26 protein-coding genes are annotated in these 14,609 nt (G+C 68.3%); 3 read left to right on the top strand and 23 right to left on the bottom strand.

Annotated features, from left to right (window positions below):
• Positions 1 to 29 precede the first annotated feature (29 nt).
• Positions 30 to 530 (bottom strand): hypothetical protein, encoded by a 501-nt coding sequence (locus KHP12_RS10830; protein WP_211832754.1) that lies wholly within the window; start codon positions 528 to 530, stop codon positions 30 to 32.
• 176 nt (positions 531 to 706) lie between these two features.
• On the opposite strand from KHP12_RS10830, the gene KHP12_RS10835 reads away from it, so the two are divergent.
• Positions 707 to 1,063: a hypothetical protein gene (locus KHP12_RS10835; protein WP_211832755.1), complete on the top strand. Its 357-nt coding sequence runs from the start codon at positions 707 to 709 to the stop codon at positions 1,061 to 1,063.
• Positions 1,064 to 1,110: 47 nt separating this feature from the next.
• On the opposite strand, the gene KHP12_RS10840 is transcribed toward KHP12_RS10835, so the two are convergent.
• The 9 genes from KHP12_RS10840 to KHP12_RS10880 all read right to left on the bottom strand — a co-directional run bounded on the left by KHP12_RS10840 (position 1,111) and on the right by KHP12_RS10880 (position 4,374).
• The gene (locus tag KHP12_RS10840) at positions 1,111 to 1,353 is read right to left on the bottom strand and encodes a hypothetical protein (RefSeq protein WP_211832757.1); all 243 of its coding nucleotides are present in this window, start codon (positions 1,351 to 1,353) and stop codon (positions 1,111 to 1,113) included.
• 18 nt (positions 1,354 to 1,371) lie between these two features.
• Entirely contained in the window at positions 1,372 to 1,656 is a 285-nt protein-coding gene (locus KHP12_RS10845) for a hypothetical protein (protein ID WP_211832759.1), read from the bottom strand.
• Between the two features lie 111 nt (positions 1,657 to 1,767).
• A complete protein-coding gene (locus tag KHP12_RS10850) occupies positions 1,768 to 2,082 on the bottom strand; it encodes a hypothetical protein (RefSeq protein ID WP_211832764.1) in 315 nt (104 codons plus the stop codon).
• Positions 2,079 to 2,360, bottom strand: a complete 282-nt coding sequence (locus tag KHP12_RS10855) for a hypothetical protein (RefSeq protein WP_211832765.1) — start codon at positions 2,358 to 2,360, stop codon at positions 2,079 to 2,081. The genes KHP12_RS10850 and KHP12_RS10855 overlap by 4 nt, the downstream gene beginning before the upstream one ends.
• Positions 2,361 to 2,472: 112 nt before the next feature.
• Positions 2,473 to 2,913 (bottom strand): hypothetical protein, encoded by a 441-nt coding sequence (locus KHP12_RS10860; RefSeq protein ID WP_211832766.1) that lies wholly within the window; start codon positions 2,911 to 2,913, stop codon positions 2,473 to 2,475.
• 38 nt (positions 2,914 to 2,951) lie between these two features.
• Positions 2,952 to 3,512, bottom strand: coding sequence for a hypothetical protein (locus KHP12_RS10865; RefSeq protein WP_211832768.1), 561 nt, complete (start codon positions 3,510 to 3,512; stop codon positions 2,952 to 2,954).
• An 11-nt stretch (positions 3,513 to 3,523) separates the two neighbouring features.
• A complete protein-coding gene (locus KHP12_RS10870) occupies positions 3,524 to 3,775 on the bottom strand; it encodes a hypothetical protein (RefSeq protein ID WP_211832770.1) in 252 nt (83 codons plus the stop codon).
• Between the two features lie 32 nt (positions 3,776 to 3,807).
• Positions 3,808 to 3,978 carry a hypothetical protein gene (locus tag KHP12_RS10875; RefSeq protein ID WP_211832777.1) on the bottom strand — a complete coding sequence of 57 codons (171 nt, stop codon included), beginning with the start codon at positions 3,976 to 3,978 and terminating at the stop codon, positions 3,808 to 3,810.
• A 72-nt stretch (positions 3,979 to 4,050) separates the two neighbouring features.
• Complete coding sequence (locus tag KHP12_RS10880) at positions 4,051 to 4,374, bottom strand: hypothetical protein (RefSeq protein WP_211832779.1); 324 nt, start codon at positions 4,372 to 4,374, stop codon at positions 4,051 to 4,053.
• 156 nt (positions 4,375 to 4,530) lie between these two features.
• Between KHP12_RS10880 and KHP12_RS10885 the strand changes: the two genes are divergently transcribed.
• Positions 4,531 to 4,809: a hypothetical protein gene (locus tag KHP12_RS10885; RefSeq protein WP_211832781.1), complete on the top strand. Its 279-nt coding sequence runs from the start codon at positions 4,531 to 4,533 to the stop codon at positions 4,807 to 4,809.
• A gap of 51 nt (positions 4,810 to 4,860) precedes the next feature.
• On the opposite strand, the gene KHP12_RS10890 is transcribed toward KHP12_RS10885, so the two are convergent.
• The 13 genes from KHP12_RS10890 to KHP12_RS10950 form a co-directional block, all read right to left on the bottom strand.
• The gene (locus KHP12_RS10890; RefSeq protein ID WP_211832783.1) at positions 4,861 to 5,970 is read right to left on the bottom strand and encodes a hypothetical protein; all 1,110 of its coding nucleotides are present in this window, start codon (positions 5,968 to 5,970) and stop codon (positions 4,861 to 4,863) included.
• The gene (locus KHP12_RS10895; protein WP_211832784.1) at positions 5,967 to 6,275 is read right to left on the bottom strand and encodes a hypothetical protein; all 309 of its coding nucleotides are present in this window, start codon (positions 6,273 to 6,275) and stop codon (positions 5,967 to 5,969) included. The genes KHP12_RS10890 and KHP12_RS10895 overlap by 4 nt, the downstream gene beginning before the upstream one ends.
• The gene (locus KHP12_RS10900; RefSeq protein ID WP_211832786.1) at positions 6,275 to 6,673 is read right to left on the bottom strand and encodes a hypothetical protein; all 399 of its coding nucleotides are present in this window, start codon (positions 6,671 to 6,673) and stop codon (positions 6,275 to 6,277) included. Before KHP12_RS10900 ends, KHP12_RS10895 begins: the two co-directional genes overlap by 1 nt.
• Positions 6,670 to 6,948: a hypothetical protein gene (locus KHP12_RS10905; protein WP_211832788.1), complete on the bottom strand. Its 279-nt coding sequence runs from the start codon at positions 6,946 to 6,948 to the stop codon at positions 6,670 to 6,672. The genes KHP12_RS10900 and KHP12_RS10905 overlap by 4 nt, the downstream gene beginning before the upstream one ends.
• Before the next feature lie 247 nt (positions 6,949 to 7,195).
• Positions 7,196 to 7,450: a hypothetical protein gene (locus KHP12_RS10910; protein WP_211832790.1), complete on the bottom strand. Its 255-nt coding sequence runs from the start codon at positions 7,448 to 7,450 to the stop codon at positions 7,196 to 7,198.
• Positions 7,450 to 7,779, bottom strand: a complete 330-nt coding sequence (locus KHP12_RS10915) for a hypothetical protein (RefSeq protein WP_211832792.1) — start codon at positions 7,777 to 7,779, stop codon at positions 7,450 to 7,452. The genes KHP12_RS10910 and KHP12_RS10915 overlap by 1 nt, the downstream gene beginning before the upstream one ends.
• A 91-nt stretch (positions 7,780 to 7,870) precedes the next feature.
• A complete protein-coding gene (locus tag KHP12_RS10920; RefSeq protein WP_211832795.1) occupies positions 7,871 to 8,773 on the bottom strand; it encodes a deazapurine DNA modification protein DpdA family protein in 903 nt (300 codons plus the stop codon).
• Positions 8,770 to 9,291, bottom strand: coding sequence for a VUT family protein (locus KHP12_RS10925; protein ID WP_211832797.1), 522 nt, complete (start codon positions 9,289 to 9,291; stop codon positions 8,770 to 8,772). Before KHP12_RS10925 ends, KHP12_RS10920 begins: the two co-directional genes overlap by 4 nt.
• A gap of 79 nt (positions 9,292 to 9,370) precedes the next feature.
• The gene (locus KHP12_RS10930) at positions 9,371 to 10,732 is read right to left on the bottom strand and encodes a DNA cytosine methyltransferase (protein ID WP_246648503.1); all 1,362 of its coding nucleotides are present in this window, start codon (positions 10,730 to 10,732) and stop codon (positions 9,371 to 9,373) included.
• Positions 10,733 to 10,740: 8 nt separating this feature from the next.
• Complete coding sequence (locus KHP12_RS10935) at positions 10,741 to 10,923, bottom strand: hypothetical protein (protein WP_211832801.1); 183 nt, start codon at positions 10,921 to 10,923, stop codon at positions 10,741 to 10,743.
• Positions 10,920 to 12,314 carry a replicative DNA helicase gene (gene dnaB, locus KHP12_RS10940; protein ID WP_211834833.1) on the bottom strand — a complete coding sequence of 465 codons (1,395 nt, stop codon included), beginning with the start codon at positions 12,312 to 12,314 and terminating at the stop codon, positions 10,920 to 10,922. The genes KHP12_RS10935 and dnaB overlap by 4 nt, the downstream gene beginning before the upstream one ends.
• A 20-nt stretch (positions 12,315 to 12,334) precedes the next feature.
• Positions 12,335 to 13,048, bottom strand: a complete 714-nt coding sequence (locus KHP12_RS10945; RefSeq protein WP_211832803.1) for an ATP-binding protein — start codon at positions 13,046 to 13,048, stop codon at positions 12,335 to 12,337.
• 8 nt (positions 13,049 to 13,056) lie between these two features.
• Positions 13,057 to 14,040 carry a helix-turn-helix transcriptional regulator gene (locus KHP12_RS10950; protein WP_211832805.1) on the bottom strand — a complete coding sequence of 328 codons (984 nt, stop codon included), beginning with the start codon at positions 14,038 to 14,040 and terminating at the stop codon, positions 13,057 to 13,059.
• Between the two features lie 169 nt (positions 14,041 to 14,209).
• On the opposite strand from KHP12_RS10950, the gene KHP12_RS10955 reads away from it, so the two are divergent.
• Positions 14,210 to 14,593 (top strand): type II toxin-antitoxin system prevent-host-death family antitoxin, encoded by a 384-nt coding sequence (locus KHP12_RS10955; RefSeq protein WP_211832808.1) that lies wholly within the window; start codon positions 14,210 to 14,212, stop codon positions 14,591 to 14,593.
• Positions 14,594 to 14,609: the final 16 nt, after the last annotated feature.

Raw genomic sequence — 14,609 nt, forward strand, 5'->3', positions numbered from 1 at the left:
GGCAGCGACAGCCGCCCGGCCTCTTCACGTCAGCCCCCGGTCACTTCGTTCAGCCGCTTCACCACGGCATCGAGGTGCTTGTTGCCGATCGCCATCTCGGCGGCCATCGTGTCGAACGATGCTTGATCTTCGTTGTTGGCGCCCTCGGTACAGGCCCTCGCGGATGCGGTCAGGTGGGTGACGGCCAGCCCCCACCTCTGGGCCATCGCCTTGTCCGGCATCGGGTCTTCGTCCTTCGCCACCTCCAGGTCGGCGGTCAACAGTGCGCAGCTCTCCTTCAGCCCGTCAATGTCGACTGGGTGAGAGTCTTTGTCGACGGCGTCGAGGTCTTTCAGGACGGTGTCGATGGTGTCGGAGCCGCCGGCGTTCGACCAGGCGAGGAATTCGGCGGCCGGGTCTTGGCTGGGGCTGGCGCTGGTGGCTGACGGACTGCGGCTGGGCTTGCTGCTGGCTTTCCCGTCATCGCTTCCGCAACCCGCGACGGCGAGTCCGGTGAGCAGGATGCTGGTGATTGTGTAGTGCGCGCGCACTGTCCCCCCTTGGTTCGTTGTGGGGGCATGGTGGCAGGTGTGGGCGATAAGGGGTGGCGTTGTGATGAAACGGTGATTTGAATAGGTTCTCGTCATGCTGGCCGAATCGAGCCCTGCCCTTCCGCGGGCCGCTTCCGCCACCCTGATGCCTGTCGTCTGACCAGAGGGGGATTGGCATGGCCTACGCGTGCCCGAAGTGCGAGAAGCCGGATCAGGTTCTGAACCTGGCCGAGTTCTGGAGATCACTTTCGCAGGATGCGGAGCTGAAGAAGTCGCTGGCACAACCCGCCCCGTATGAGGCCCGCTGGATCATCCCGATCGCGCTGGGTGCCGTGGCGATCCTGTGCCTGACGACCGGCTCGGTCGCGGGCATTCTGCTGGGCGCGGTGCTGTTGCTGGCGGCCGGCGGGTCTGCGGCTTGGATCTGGCGGGAGTCTGCGGAGCGGGAGGCCGCACGTGAAGCCTGGTCGAGGCTGCTGTACTGCAGGCACTGCCCGAACCAGTTCCTGCCCGACAAAGCCCTGACCGTGTAGGCGCAGCAAAAGCCCCCGACCTTGTTGGTCGGGGGCTTCGGCGTTCTTCACCCGAGGTGCTTGAGGTCGAGGATGCGCAACCGCCGAGGCTGCGTGAAGACGAGAAGGACGGCTCGGGTGTACTGGAGGGTGAGCATGCGCTTGACGTCGCCGTCTTTGGGGTGGGGCTCCGTTGATGCGTAGGGGTCCTCGCAGGCGGCGAGGATGGCGCGGTCGAACTCTTCGCGGGCCTGGTCGGGGAGGGAGTCCCAGACGGCTTCGATGCGGGGTTCGTAACGGAGCAAGTACACGCTGTATAGCGTGCCAGGTCAGGCTGCCCCGCGTGCCCTGATTCGGGCAGCTGCTTCCCGGATCCGGTCAGTTCCGTCGATCCACTGGCCGGGGGGCTCTTCGCCGCGGGCTTCACAGGCGATGATCTCGTCTGCGCGTTCGAGGGCAGCAACAGTGTCCTGGGCGATGCGCTGCCACTTGGCGAAGACGTCCAGCAGTTCGTGAGCCGGCGCACGGTTGATCTCGCCGAGGAACCGCTGGGCTAGGCGCGGGTCCCCTAGAGCGTCGCTGATGCGCTCGATCGTCCAGGGTGCTTCGCTCATGGTGGAGGCCCTTCTGTCGTGACGCCCCCACCGTAGCGGCGATACCAGCTTGATACCGCCCTCATGCAGGGCATTCCCCCAAGGATTCTTGTAGCGATTGCTATTCGACAGTTAATCGAGGATCTCTGCGCGGATTGCAATTGCCGCTGGCATACGACAGCAGTGCGCCCCGCGGCCGACCTCCTCGGGCCACGCCGTCGCCGCGTATTCGGCGGCGCACCGCAGGTCGGCGATGCTGGTCTGCTGGTCCCACCACTCCGGGGACCGGTAGCGGAGGTCCCAGTGTCCGGTGTGGGCGCGGAGCCACCAGTAGTGGGCGGCCCGGCGGGAGGGCGTGGGGCGGGCGCACGGCCCGCACAGCACGCTGGTGCGCGGGGTGGTGGTGACGCCCCAGGCGTGGCCGCATTCGCGGCACTTCTCGATCACGGCCGACCGTCGCCGTCGACGAACCAGGCTGCGGCCGCAGCCCACCGCATTCGGGCCGTGTGACCGTCTGGGTCGATGGCCGCGGCCTGGAGGGACTTCTTCGTCCAGGCGATCCGCAGCTTCTCGAACCCGTGCCGCTTGACGGCCTCGTTCCGCAGGGTGGCGGTCCAGTCTGGGGTGATGAGGGCGCCGGTGGGTAGGGCGCACAGGTACACGGCCTGCCCAGCAGGCGTGAGAGGGCCGGTGTCGAGGATGGGGCTGAGTTCCATATCGTCCACGGCGGGGCGTCTCCTCTGGGTCGGTGATGCAGCGAGTTCTGGCGCCCCGCACCGGATTCGAACCGGCTGTGGATCCCGGACGGGGCTGGGGGATCATGCGGCAGGAAGGGCATCAGGACTCCTTAGCGGTCTCGACGGCGAGCCGGTCGGCGATGGCGCGGACGTCGCTCGGGCGCAGCCGGAGGACGCCAGGGCTGCGGCGACGCATGGCGCACGTCGCGTCGGTGAGTGCCTGCCGCAGCGCATCACGCCGAGCTTTCGCTTCCCCGTATTCGGTTTCCGACCGAACGCTGATGTCCTGGATGTCGTACCGGCCCGCGCATCGGTCCCACACCAGTAGCGGCCCGTAGGTGGCCCTCATCAGCATTACGGCGGTGACCGCCCGAACACCGTCCCGCCGGTACCGCGTGCTGCGGAACTGGTCTAGTTCCATCACATCAGCGAGGTCGTGAAGCGACTTGACGACCGGTCCGTGGTCTCCGCGTCGGGCCATGCGGGCACGGCGCGCGGTTCTCAGGCGGGTGAGTAGTTCGGGGCGGGCTTCCTCGGTCACGGCAGGTCTCCAGGGGTTAGGCATGGGGGAGTGGACGGTCATGCAGCGTCGGGGAGGGCCGCCTGCTCGGGCATGACGGGCAGATCGTTGCTCTCGGCCTCGCCAGCACCGTCCGGGCTGGTCACGATGACCAAAGCGTCCGTGGAGTCGCCGTAGGGACGCTGTGTGTCGACCGCCTGCTGCGCATCCTCGTGGGTGTCAAAGTTGCGGAGCGTGTACTCGCCGCTGGTCGTGTTGAAGAAGGCCACCTGGTAGATCGGCGCGTAGATGCCCTCTAGCCAGTCGTCACCAGCGGCGAATTCCGGGCGACGTTCGGCCCAGAAGGCGTATGCCTTCTGGTATCTGGGCCGGTCGTACAACTCGTTGAAGCCATGTTGCTCGACCATCTCCCGCCAGGACCGGCGCGCTTCATCGTAGGCGCGGCGGGAGAGGTTGTATCCGCCGCTGGGGTCGATGTCGTCTATGGCGACGCCGTTGGCGATGCAGAGGGCTATGCGGGCGTCTGCCATCGCCCCAAGACGGTCGGCCTCGGCGACAGGGTCGCTGGTGACCATGCTGGCGTATTGGAGCAGGGCGCCGCGGAAGAGGTGGCGGTCCACGGTGAGGCTCTTTAGGAGTCGCCGAGGGTGGCGCGGAGTTCCGTGTGCCGGTCGCCAATGGCGGTCATGGCGTCCTCTTCGTTGAGCCGGCCGCTGGTCCAGTTGGCCCAGATGGTCATGACGTCGGCGGTGAACTGGCGGTAGGCATCGAGGTCGACCAGCATCATTTCGGCGATCTCGCGGGCCGCTGCCGTCGGGGCGGGTGTGCCGTATCGAGTGGTGCAGAACTTGATCCTCTTGATGAGGTCGGCAGTGTTGTCCATGCTTCTCCCTTCCTTCCGTGAAAGCCTTGCTTTCAGTTGTCGAGGTCGAGTTCCCGGCGGAGCATGCGGAGGGTCCGCTGCCTGGTCTGCTCACGGTTCTCCCGCCGAGCTCGCTGTACGACGCGTGGCGGGTCGGGGTGCAGGCCGAGTTCGTCCAGGGCTTCGGTCAGTTCAGGGCTGAGGGGGTTCTTAGGGCTCTGCATTGCGGTCTCCCCTGTGGTGCGGTTGGCGGTGGTGGGTGAGGGCCCGGCCCGAAGGCCGGGCGGGGGCAGGGATCAGCGCGATGCAAGGAGGTATGGCTTGCGGGAGCGAGGACCTCGTCGCTCCACGGTGTATCCCGCTGCCTCCAGCGTGGTGGCGTAGGCGTCGACCATCCGGTGCCGCTCGGCGGCCATCTCGTCGTCGCTCATGCGGTCTTCGTCCAGCAGGTCCGGCTCGGGCATCCGGTGCGAGACTCGGACCCCTCCGTCGGTGCTCGCGTCCACGACATACCCGGGCGCGGTGCACTTCCCGTAGTTGTCGCTGACGGACACCTTGTGCTTGGCGAACAGGACGCGGGCGGCCTGATCGACGATGGGCGAGAACGTGAAGCGCGGCATTGCTGACTCCCCTGCTGGTCTCCCTGGCGATGACTCCACCATAAGGCCAACTGGTTGGCCATGCAAGAGGCCATCCCGTTGGCCTCCATGATTCTTTGACGGCCCTCCAACCAGTTGGCCTTCACAGTGGCCACCCCGTGTGCGAACATGAGCCCCATGGCCAGCGACGACTACGCCCCTACCCCAGACGAGGCCCGTGTCTTCGGGCAGTACAAACGCGCTTACGAAAAGGAGCGCGAGCTACGTCCTGACGTGAAGAAACTGGCCGCCGATGCACTCCATCGAGGCGCCACCAACAAGGAGCTGATGGAGCTCACCGGGCTGTCCGACGAGTTCTTCCGCCGCATCGCCCGAGCCGAGGGCATCGAACGCCAGCGGGAACCAACCGTCGGCCGCGAAGTCGAGGCGAAGCGCGCCTCCCAGCCCACCACCTGACCCCTGTGCCGCACACCCCTCCCCCGGTGTGCGGCACGAGTGCGTCCGAGGTCAGGCGGGCCCGTGGTGTCCGCAGGTGCAGAGCTTCCCGGTGTACTTGTTGTTGGTCCTGCACCGGTCATGCATTCGCCGGGCCCACTCCCCCAGCCCCGCCTGCCTGTCCGGATGCTCGGCCGTCGCCTGCTCGAGGAGCTGGGCGGTTTCGCAGGCGGTGGACAGGTACGGCGGCGGATCGATCAACGCGAGGATGTCGTCGGGCAGTTGCTCGGCGGTGGAGCCGGGAGGCGGCGGGACGAACTGGTCCTGGATTACGGCGAGCACGGCGGCGGCCTCGCCCCGGTGATGTTCGCTGGGCATGTCGTTCCCTGACAGCCCGTGCTCGTAGTCGTAGCGGTGAATAGCGCGGGCGATCTGGTTGCGCAGGCCGGCAGCTGGCGCGGGGGCGAGCCGCCCGGGATCGATGGTGCCGCCGATCGCCGTCCACAGTGCCTGCGCCCGCGGGCTGGTGAAGTCGCCCCGTCGGGCCTGGTCCTCCAGCTCGGTGTAGGTCAGGCCGAGTGCGGCCAGGGAGCGGCCGGCGGATGCGTGCGCCTCGGCCTCCGACACGGTGATGACCGGGTCGGCGCTGGCGCCACCGTAGATGGCCGCACTGATCGCGTCGGATCGCGCGGCGGGGTGGCTGCTCAGATCATCGGCCACACATCGCGCTGCCGTCTCCACTTCGGGGCGCGGCACGTACCCGGGGTCACGCATCCGCCCCTCGGCGATCAGGTCGGCTACATACACGGCGGCCATGTGCGCCTCGACTGTGGCGCCTTCGTGGACCCGGGCGGTCTCCTCGGTCAGGGCGAGGGTGGCGGCGCAGGCGTGATGCGCGCCCTCGGCGATCATGCGGGCCAGCAAGGCAGGGAGTGGGGAGTCGAACACGTCTGCCACAGCGGACGTCTTCCGCCCCGCAGACTCATCAGCCCACCGGTCGGGGCGCACCGGCTCCCAGTCGCTGTAGGTGGCGCGGCGGCGGACCTGCACGCCGCGCTGTCGCTGGCCGCGCACCATGTCCCCGCCGCCATCCGGGTGGGGGAACCAGGTGAAGATCTCGGACTCGGGCGGCGGGATGGGCGGCAGGTCGCTGCGGCGGATCGGGGCGGGCTCGGCGGTCATCGTTCGGTCTCCTGGTCGGTGAGGCTGCGGAAGCGCAGGGGTTCGCTACGGGTCGGGGGCGGGTCGTTGCGGTGTCGCCAGGCGCGGGCGCCCTGGATCGGGTGGGCGATGAGCCAGCCGATGTTCTCGGCGGACAGGACGGCCCACACGGCCCACCAAGCGGGCCCGTTACGCCGCGCGGACGGGTGGTACTTCTTCCAATTGGCCCAGTCGGAGGCACGGCGGGCGGGCCGCCAGCGGCCGAGGACGTATCCGGCGGCGAGCAGCGCGGCGGCCGCTACAAGGGCGGCCGGGGTAGTCGCCATCAGAACCTCCACCACCCGTCCCAGCCGTCGGGCAGGTTCGGGTAGTTGGCGAGCATCGGCCGCAGCACAGCGAGGTGCTGTTCCTGCTGCTCGAGGGTGACGTTGCCCCAGTAGGACTTGCCGTCCCAGCGGCCGTGGCAGTCACCGCCGTAGCGGCCGTCGTCGTGGTGTTCCAGGAATTCGCGGGCGTCGGCAGGCTCGGGGTGCTGGAGGTCCCACAGTTCGCCGATGCAGGCGACAGTCACGCCCTTGCGTCGGCGGAACCAGACAGCGTCGATTCGCCCGGCGAAGTAGTATTCGTTGCGCCCCTGTGGGGTCTCGGTGCGGTCACCGCGGAGGCTTCCGAGGTTGACGGCGTAGGGCTTGCGGGAGATCAGGAACTTGTCTTCACGGATCATCGGTGCTCCTCGGGCTGGTAGGTGGCGATGTCGGGCACGTTGTGGACTGGCCTGCCGCGGCGCCGTGCGGACGGGATCGCGGCGGGCAGGAAGGCGGCCACGGGTATGACCATCTGGCCGTTGGCGGCGAGCGCGGCGTGGTCGAGTGGCTCGCCGCCAGATGGCGCCGGGATGGTGGCGGCCTTGGGCGTGAGGCGGGCGCGGCAAACAGGGCCGAGACCGTCCGGGGACGGGCGGAGCATCGGACGGCGGCAGGCGTTGCAGCGGGCGGTCATGGGCAGACCCGGCGGGCGCAGGCGAACGGGTCGCGGCATTGGGGCTGGTCGTCCCACCAGGTGGCTGTGTGGCGCGGGATGGGGGTGCCGCACCACTGGCAGGTGACGGTGGGCGGGGGCCCTGTGTGCCCGTCTGCGGCCCGTTGGGTGGTCTGCGGGTCCTGGGCGGCCTCCGGGCGCTGCGGGGCACTCACAGGCGCCGTGGAGCCCCGCGGTGGGGTATCGGCGACTGAAGTCTGCGGATCCGTCACGACAACCCCATCCCGGGCCCTGGGCGGGGCTCTGACGGCCCATGGGCGGTCGACTGGGGCTCGGGAGCCTCCACCGCCGGAACGAGCCGCAGACGGGCACCTGCGGGCTCGCCCACCGCCCAGCCGTCGAGTCGCAACACCATCGACAGCAACTCGGCCGCCTCCGCACGGCTGATCGGCCGCGGATCCTCGGACCACTGATCGGCCAGAGCATGCGCACGATCCAGAGCGCGGGAATGGCGCTCATCCATCACGCCGCCCTCCGCAGCTCGTCGAGCCGGGCCACATCCGCTGTCGAGCACGGCCACTCCGTCACCAGGCCCAGGCAGCGAACCCCGTTCCAGCCCGAGCACTCGACGCACACCTCGACCCCGCCGCGCAGCACCGGACGATGCAGGCGACCCAGCGCACGCCGAACGGTCTCCGACTGCCGCCGCCCCAGCACCGCCTCTCTGCGGGCGAACACGAGAGCAGCGATGCCCTCACGAAGTCGACCAGCCTCCACCGGCCGCAAAGGGCCACGCTCGGCCCGGTCGACGAGGACAAGCAACTGCTCGCCCGTGGGCTTGGTTCGACGCATCAGGGTTCTCCGTCCGTCATTCAGCGTGCGATGGGATGTGGTGGGATCGGTGGGCGGTCGCCCCCGCTAGCCCCGGGGGCGACCGTGCACATCAGGCGGCGGCATCGACTGCGACAGCGCTGTAGTCGAAGGCCAGCTGGCGGCCAGTGGAGCGCGGGTTGTCGACCACGGCCATCACTCGCTGCCGCCAGGCCAGCGCCCAGTCGGGGCAGTTCGCGCAGTTCTTGTGCCGGGCCTCATGGCCGGGCAAGGGCTGGTTGCGGCGGGCGTCCATGGACCAGGCCATGGAGTCGGCGGAGGCGAGTTCGGGACCGTAGTCGCCCAAACCTTGGGTTTTCACGCCGAAGCCATGCAGACGTATCCCGCGGGCATGGAAGGCGGAAACGATCTCGTCGATCTCGGAAGTGGCCTGGCGGCGGCACACCGAGCCCAAGCCGACCAGTGGCTCGGACGTCAGGTCGATTCCCGCCTCTGCGTACATGCGGGCGCAGTACTTGTAGTCCTCAAAGTTGTTTCCCTGTAGGACGTAAATGAACGGGATCTCGGGAGCCAGGCGCCTGAGCTCGAGGCCGTTCTCGACGGTGAGTCGCTGATGGATCCGGACAGCGGTCGTCAAGTCCTGTTCGGGGTCGCCAGGCGCGAGGCCGCGGAGCTCGCGGGTTCCGCGGAACTTCTGCCCTTGGAACACTCCGCCACGGATGACAACCTCTTCGCACATGTAGTCCTGTGGGGCAACGAAGTCGGGCATGCGTCCGACCCCGGCAATGATGCGGCGGACATCCGCCACATACTCGGCAGCGGTGATGCGCCAGCGCCCGTGATCCTTGAGTTCGGTGAAACCGCCGGAGTCCATCGCCCACCGGCCGAGAGCCTGCGGGAAGGTCTTGTATCCGGTGAGCCGGTTGCGGGAGATGAACAGTGGCACGTGGCGGAACTGTTCGAGTCTGAGCCAGTGCGGCTGGTGGGTGCCGAGGTAGAACACGGGCTTGCTCACGCTGCCACCGCCGCCGCCCGCCGCCGCTGGATCACGGCGATCACGCCGATGGCGGCGAGGGTCATCCACGCCTTGCCCAGCAGCTGGCCCGGCAGGAATGCGAGCGACCCGAACGCCAGGTGCAGGAACAACAGGCTGTCCGCCAGCATCCCCACCACGTTCGAGGCAACCATTGCGGTGAGCAGGCCGCGCTTCCGGAGAGGCTCGTACACGGCGAAGTCCATGGTTTCGGCGACCGCGAAAGCCGCGGCCGAAACCACCGCGAGCGCAGGATCCGCCAGCCAGTACGACACCACGGCACCCACGACGATCGCGGCCACCACCGCGGCACGACCGGCGGCCTCCCGGGCCACATCCCGCAGGACGAGAGCCAGACCGACCAGGTACACCCCGGCCGGGGCCACATAGCCGAAACCAACGGGCACCGCGCCGAAGTGGGTGACGGCCCAGTTGGCGGCCGGGATGGTGGCGATGTAGCCAGCCAGGGCAGCGGCGGGACGAATGTTGTTGCGGATCATCAGGCGGACTCCAGACGTGGTGCTCATCAGGCGGCTTCGCTTTCGGTGGCAGGGGCAGGCAGAGGTGGGGTGGTGGCGGTCACGCGGCGGCCTCGAGAGCGATCGGCGGACCAGCCGGCTCCAGCGCTTCCCCGGTGAGCGACTCCACGGCCATGGCGACCAGATCGCGGGCCGCGTTCGGGGTGACGGCGTTGCCCAGCATCTTGACCTTGGTCCGCTTGTCGCGCGGCGTGAGGACGTACTCCTTCGGAAACTCCATCGCGGCCTGGTACTCGTGCGGCTCGAGCATCCGGAACCGCAACTCCTCGGCCCTCCGCACAGTCCCGCCGTACACGGGCCCGTGATGGTTGCCACCCGCGCACACCGCGGCCAGCGGCTCCGTCACCGCACGGTGCGACGACGAGCCCCCACGCAACTCGACGATGTAGTCCGGCACCACGGTCACACCGGTCTCATTGCGCGTGGAGCAAGTGCGCATCGGCCCGTCGATCGAGATGGGCTGCTTCCCATCGCGCCCCTCGACCGGCACCAGGAACGGCTTACCGAACGCCTCGAACCCGGCACGGATCCTGCGCATCGTGGCCGGCTCGAGCGGGTCAAGGCCGCGCTCGGCCCGCTCCTGAATGGCTACCGCGGGAAGGCCCCAGTCGACAATCTCCGAGGCCGGGCGGACGACAGGCTCGATGACGGCGTTACGGCACTCGATGCGGGGGCAGCGCCACACGTACTGGCGCAGCGCCCCGTACCGGCCCCACGGCTTGAGTGGGCTGCACTTGGCGGTCGTCTTCCAGCCCTGCATGGCACGCACCCAGCCGTGCAGGGCGCACTGGGCCCAGGGGCGCAGCCACTTGTCGAAGTCGGGGGCCCGGTTGCCTTCCTGCCAGAACACGTCGTACTTGCGGTCGCGGTTCTGTGCGGCCCCGTCGCCGAGCGCGGCGGCGAACATGCTGTTGAGGTAGACGGTACGGTGCTCGTAGCCCCACGCCTTGACGCTGGCGAGCCACGCGTCGTGCACGGCCCCGGGCCGGACCTTGGGGCCCCACCACCGGTTCTCGACGACGTTCTCGACGATGATGATCGGGTACTGGTGGGCTTCGGCGAACCGAACGACGTCCCACATGGTGGCGCGGGACCGGATCGCGGCCTCGTCGGTGCCGTCTGGGGCGAACAGGCCGTCGTCCCACTCGCCGTGATCGCGCTTCACGCCCTTGGCGCCGGAGTGGTTCGTGCATTCGGGCGACGCCCACAGAATGTCGGTGCGCGGGTAGCGGGTGGGCACCACCTGGCTGATGTCGGCGCAGTCGTGACGGGTGTCGGGGTGGTTGGCCTGGTGGGTGTCGATGGCGTGCCGGGAGTGGTTGGCCGCCATGATGACCTCCACGCCAGGGATCTGGATGGCGCCGGTCGAGGAGCCACCGGCCCCGCAGAACAGGTCAGTCATGGAGATCATCAGGCGGCCTTTCGGGTGTCGACGGCGTGGAGGTGGCGGTAGGCGGGCGTGTGGCGGGAGGTCTCCCAGCGGTGGCCGCAGCGGCAGCGGTAGGTGTGCACGGTCTGCTGGCCGTCGCGGCGGTTGCCGGTGGGGGTTATGTCGCGGCGAAGGCAGCGGGGGCACGAGTCGGTGACGGTCACGCCGCCTCCCCCGCGTCCGGCACCGCGGAGAGCGGCGCGCTGAAGTCGGCGGCCATGTCCACGAAACGGCTGTAGTGGAGCTGGTTGGCGACGGTGATCGTGGCCAGGGAGCCGTTGCGGTGCTTGTCGACGATCAGGTCGACTTCGCCGGCCCGCGGCGACTCGCGCTCGTAGGCGTCTTCGCGGTGGACGAGGATGACGATGTCGGCGTCCTGCTCGAGGGATCCGGACTCGCGCAGATCGGATTTGGTGGGCCGCTTGTCCTGCCGCTGCTCTGGTCCGCGGTTGAGCTGGCAGAGGACGATGACGGGCACCTCGAGCTCCATGGCCATCAACTTGACGTTGCGGCTCATGTCGGAGACCTCTTGCTGCCGGTTCTCCTGGCGGCGGGAGGATCCGGATTCGAGGAGCTGGAGGTAGTCGATGACGACGAGGTCGAGGCCGGTGGTCTGCTTGAGCTTGCGGCATCGGGCTTTGATCTGCATGACGGTCTGGTTGGTGGTGCTGTCGATCGTCAGTGGCGCGGCGGTGAAACGCGGGAGGGCTTCGGCGTAGCGGGCCCAGTCGGAGTCGGTCATGGCGCCGCCGCGGATGTGGTGGAGACCGATGCGGGCTTCGGCTGACATGATGCGGTGCTGGACGTCGCGCCTGGACATTTCGAGGTTGAACAGCACGGCTGGCCGCTGGTGCTTGATGGAGCAGGCGCGGAGCATGTCGACGCCGAGGGTGGACTTTCCCATGGCGGGCCGCCCCGCAATGATGATCATCTGTCCGGGGTGGAGCCCGTGGAGGAGGTCGTCGAGATCGGAGAAGCCGGTGGGTACGCCCATGGCGCGGCCGTTGCGCTGTAGCTCCTCGAGTTCGGCGACCATGTCTTCGGCGTCGTCGCCGATGAGGGCCGAGTCGGCGTCTTCGCGAACCTGCACGGCGTCGTTGAGTTCGGCCATGGCCGCGTCGGCGGTTTCGTTGGCGTCGCCGCCCGCATAGCCGAGTTGGGTGATGCGGTTGCCTGCTTCGACGAGACGCCTCAGCACCGCCTGTTCGTGGACGATGTGGGCGTAGTACTCGGCGTTGGCGGCGGTGGGGGTCTGCTGGACGAGGTGGTGCAGGTAGTCGGGACCGCCGACGCGCGTGATCTCGCCGCGCTTGGTGAGCTCGGCGGTAACCGTGATCGGGTCGACCGGCTCGCCCTTGGCGTACAGGTCGTGGATGGCCTGCTGAATGGTCTGGTGGGCGGGCCGGTAGTAGTCGCGCTGCTGGAGCGGACTGTCGAGAACATCGGCGATGGCGTTCTTGGAGAGCAACTGGGCTCCGAGCCCGCACTGTTCGGCGTCGATGTCTTGCGGGGGGACGCGCGTGAAATCGGGGGCGTCGACGGGATCGGTCCACATCTCGGGGTCGATGTCGGTGGTCACGCAGCCTCACCCCGGCGGCGGTCGTCGCCCTTGATGGTGATCCGCTGGCACATCTCGGCGAGCCGCGACGTGACCCGGTCCCCGAGGCGGGCGGCGAGTTCCTTCGGCAGCACGTTCGACGTGAACAGGGTCGGCAGGTGCCGCTCGTACCGGTGGTTCACGAGCCGGAAGTTGATCTCTTCGGTGAACTCGGTCGCTTTCCGTTCCGCGCCAAGGTCGTCGACCAGCAGCAGCCGGGCGTCCCGGTACTTACGGAACTCGGTCTCCGAGTCGATGTTGTGCCGGGGCCGGAGCGCCCCGTACATGTCGGCGGCAGTGGTCACGACCCAGCGGGAGGCGACACCGGTGACCGCCAGGGACCGGATCGCACCGTATGCCTGGTGGGTTTTGCCGACACCAGTGACGCCGAGAAGCATCAGCGACGGGCCGTGAGCGACTGTGGCGAAGCTCCGGCCGTGCGCCGCCTGCACCTTGCGGGCCTCGGCGACGAGCGTGGCGATCCAGGTGCGGAGCTCGGGCAGGGTGGCGATGGTGCTGCGGTAGTGGAACGGCACCACCTTGGCGGCTTCGAGGAACGAGTGGCGGGCGATGTTCGCCTCGGTGTACGGGTCGCAGTCGCCAGAGTTGAACCAGTCGACGGTGCGGCCCTGGGCGGCGAGCAGCGGCTCGAGGTCGTGATGCCTGGGGTTGATCGGCTGGACGTAGTCCACGGGGTCTCCTAGAAGGGTTCGTCGTAGTCGTCTTGGTTGGTGGGGTTGCGCCAGGGCTCGTAGCCGCCAGCGACTGCCTTGAGCTGGGTGCGGCCGGGCTGGGGGTCGGGCTCGTCGTCGTAGCAGCCCTTGTTGAGCCAGGTGGCCGGGTGCTTCGTGTACTTGGGGTCCTCGCCTGCGCGCTCCCGGGCGTAGCCCTGGGCGGCGGCGACAATGTGCTGGGGGTCGGCGCCGCGTTCGATGGCGGCGATCCAAGCCTTCTTGGCCTCTTCCTTGGCCTTCTTCTTCGGGTAGTTCGTCCAGAAGGCGCCGAAGGCATCGAGGTGGTGGTCCTTCTGCTGCTGGCGTTTGTCAGCCTGTGCCTTGGAAGTGCTCCAGGGGTCGGCGGTCGCGGTAGGCCATGGGTCGTCGCCAGCGGCGGCGGGGGAAGAGTCTTTATGTAGTTGGTTGTCTGACGGTTGTTGGTGGTTAGGGCCGCGTTCCGTGCGTGACGGCCGCACTTTAAGTGCGTGACGGCCGGACGCAGAGTGCGTGACATCGTCGGTCACAGACTCTGAATCCGTGACCGTCACGCCTTCTGAATCCGTGACGGTCACGGATTCTGCGTGCGTGACGCCCTTCGCTCGGGATCGGCGCTTGCGCTCCGCCGCAGCAGCCCGGTTCGCCTCTTCCTCGCCCTCGAGTTCCTTCCAGTCCGACTCGGGGCGGATCAGCTCCATCGACAGCTGCCAGCGCGTCCGGCCCTCGGTCGTGCCGTCGCGGCGGATCAGTCCTCCTTTCTCAAGGCGGCGCAAGGCGCGCTGAATGGTGGCCCGGTCGTAGCCGGTGCGGTACTGGATGCGGAGCACAGAGGGATGTGCGCTGGAACCGTCCGCGCGTGCGTGCTCGGCGAGCACCTGGAGGACATGCCGGGCCGTGGTGTCCGGCTTGCCCTTCTCGGTTCGCAGCATGGGCGCGTCGTCCATGGCCCAGTGCACTGCCTCTTTGCTCACGGCTTCTCTTCTCTCGGGAGGGGTGTCGCTGCTGGTGGCTGCTGGTTTGGGGCAGCGCTTATGGAGGCTTCAGCAGGGCACGGTCCTTGCCCTTGGGAGGGGCCAGACTCTCCAGTGAATTGTACAACGCGACGGACATGGATGTTAGCGTCGCGTGTATGCTGGTCGCATGGGTGAAGCCACTACACGAGAGATGGGGGTCTCCGAGGCCCGCGCGAACATGACCGAGGTCATCGCCGAGGCCCGACTGCTCGACGTCGACTTCGTGCTCACCCGGAGGGACAAGCCGCAGGCCGTCCTGATGTCCGTCAAGCGGTACGAGCAAGCCCAGAAGGACAGCGCCCTGCTCGCCGGCCTTCGGCAGTACCTCGAGGAACTGGCCGACCAGGAACAGAAGGGTGATGTTCCGACCAAGCAGCGAGCCATCCGCGAGGCGCTGGACGCCGCCGACCGGCGTGCCGCCGAGAACATCGCCACCGGCTCCGACGCGGACGAGAAGCCCAAGCGCCGCGTTGTTCGCGTTCGCCGACCCAAGCCGGCCTCCGACGACTGACCTCATCCCTGTCCCC

The organism is Streptomyces asiaticus (genome assembly GCF_018138715.1).
In the GTDB taxonomy this organism is placed as follows: Bacteria; Actinomycetota; Actinomycetes; order Streptomycetales; family Streptomycetaceae; genus Streptomyces; species Streptomyces asiaticus.

Coding starts and splice junctions, on each gene's coding strand:
- KHP12_RS10905 (WP_211832788.1), bottom strand. CDS start 6,948: ATGACCGCCCGCTGCAACGCCTGCCGCCGTCCGATGCTCCGCCCGTCC.
- KHP12_RS10955 (WP_211832808.1), top strand. CDS start 14,210: ATGGGTGAAGCCACTACACGAGAGATGGGGGTCTCCGAGGCCCGCGCG.
- KHP12_RS10880 (WP_211832779.1), bottom strand. CDS start 4,374: ATGCCGCGCTTCACGTTCTCGCCCATCGTCGATCAGGCCGCCCGCGTC.
- KHP12_RS10870 (WP_211832770.1), bottom strand. CDS start 3,775: ATGGACAACACTGCCGACCTCATCAAGAGGATCAAGTTCTGCACCACT.
- KHP12_RS10835 (WP_211832755.1), top strand. CDS start 707: ATGGCCTACGCGTGCCCGAAGTGCGAGAAGCCGGATCAGGTTCTGAAC.
- KHP12_RS10895 (WP_211832784.1), bottom strand. CDS start 6,275: ATGGCGACTACCCCGGCCGCCCTTGTAGCGGCCGCCGCGCTGCTCGCC.
- KHP12_RS10910 (WP_211832790.1), bottom strand. CDS start 7,450: ATGGATGAGCGCCATTCCCGCGCTCTGGATCGTGCGCATGCTCTGGCC.
- KHP12_RS10930 (WP_246648503.1), bottom strand. CDS start 10,732: ATGACTGACCTGTTCTGCGGGGCCGGTGGCTCCTCGACCGGCGCCATC.
- KHP12_RS10915 (WP_211832792.1), bottom strand. CDS start 7,779: ATGCGTCGAACCAAGCCCACGGGCGAGCAGTTGCTTGTCCTCGTCGAC.
- KHP12_RS10885 (WP_211832781.1), top strand. CDS start 4,531: ATGGCCAGCGACGACTACGCCCCTACCCCAGACGAGGCCCGTGTCTTC.
- KHP12_RS10845 (WP_211832759.1), bottom strand. CDS start 1,656: ATGAGCGAAGCACCCTGGACGATCGAGCGCATCAGCGACGCTCTAGGG.
- dnaB (WP_211834833.1), bottom strand. CDS start 12,314: ATGTGGACCGATCCCGTCGACGCCCCCGATTTCACGCGCGTCCCCCCG.
- KHP12_RS10875 (WP_211832777.1), bottom strand. CDS start 3,978: ATGCAGAGCCCTAAGAACCCCCTCAGCCCTGAACTGACCGAAGCCCTG.
- KHP12_RS10890 (WP_211832783.1), bottom strand. CDS start 5,970: ATGACCGCCGAGCCCGCCCCGATCCGCCGCAGCGACCTGCCGCCCATC.
- KHP12_RS10900 (WP_211832786.1), bottom strand. CDS start 6,673: ATGATCCGTGAAGACAAGTTCCTGATCTCCCGCAAGCCCTACGCCGTC.
- KHP12_RS10925 (WP_211832797.1), bottom strand. CDS start 9,291: ATGATCCGCAACAACATTCGTCCCGCCGCTGCCCTGGCTGGCTACATC.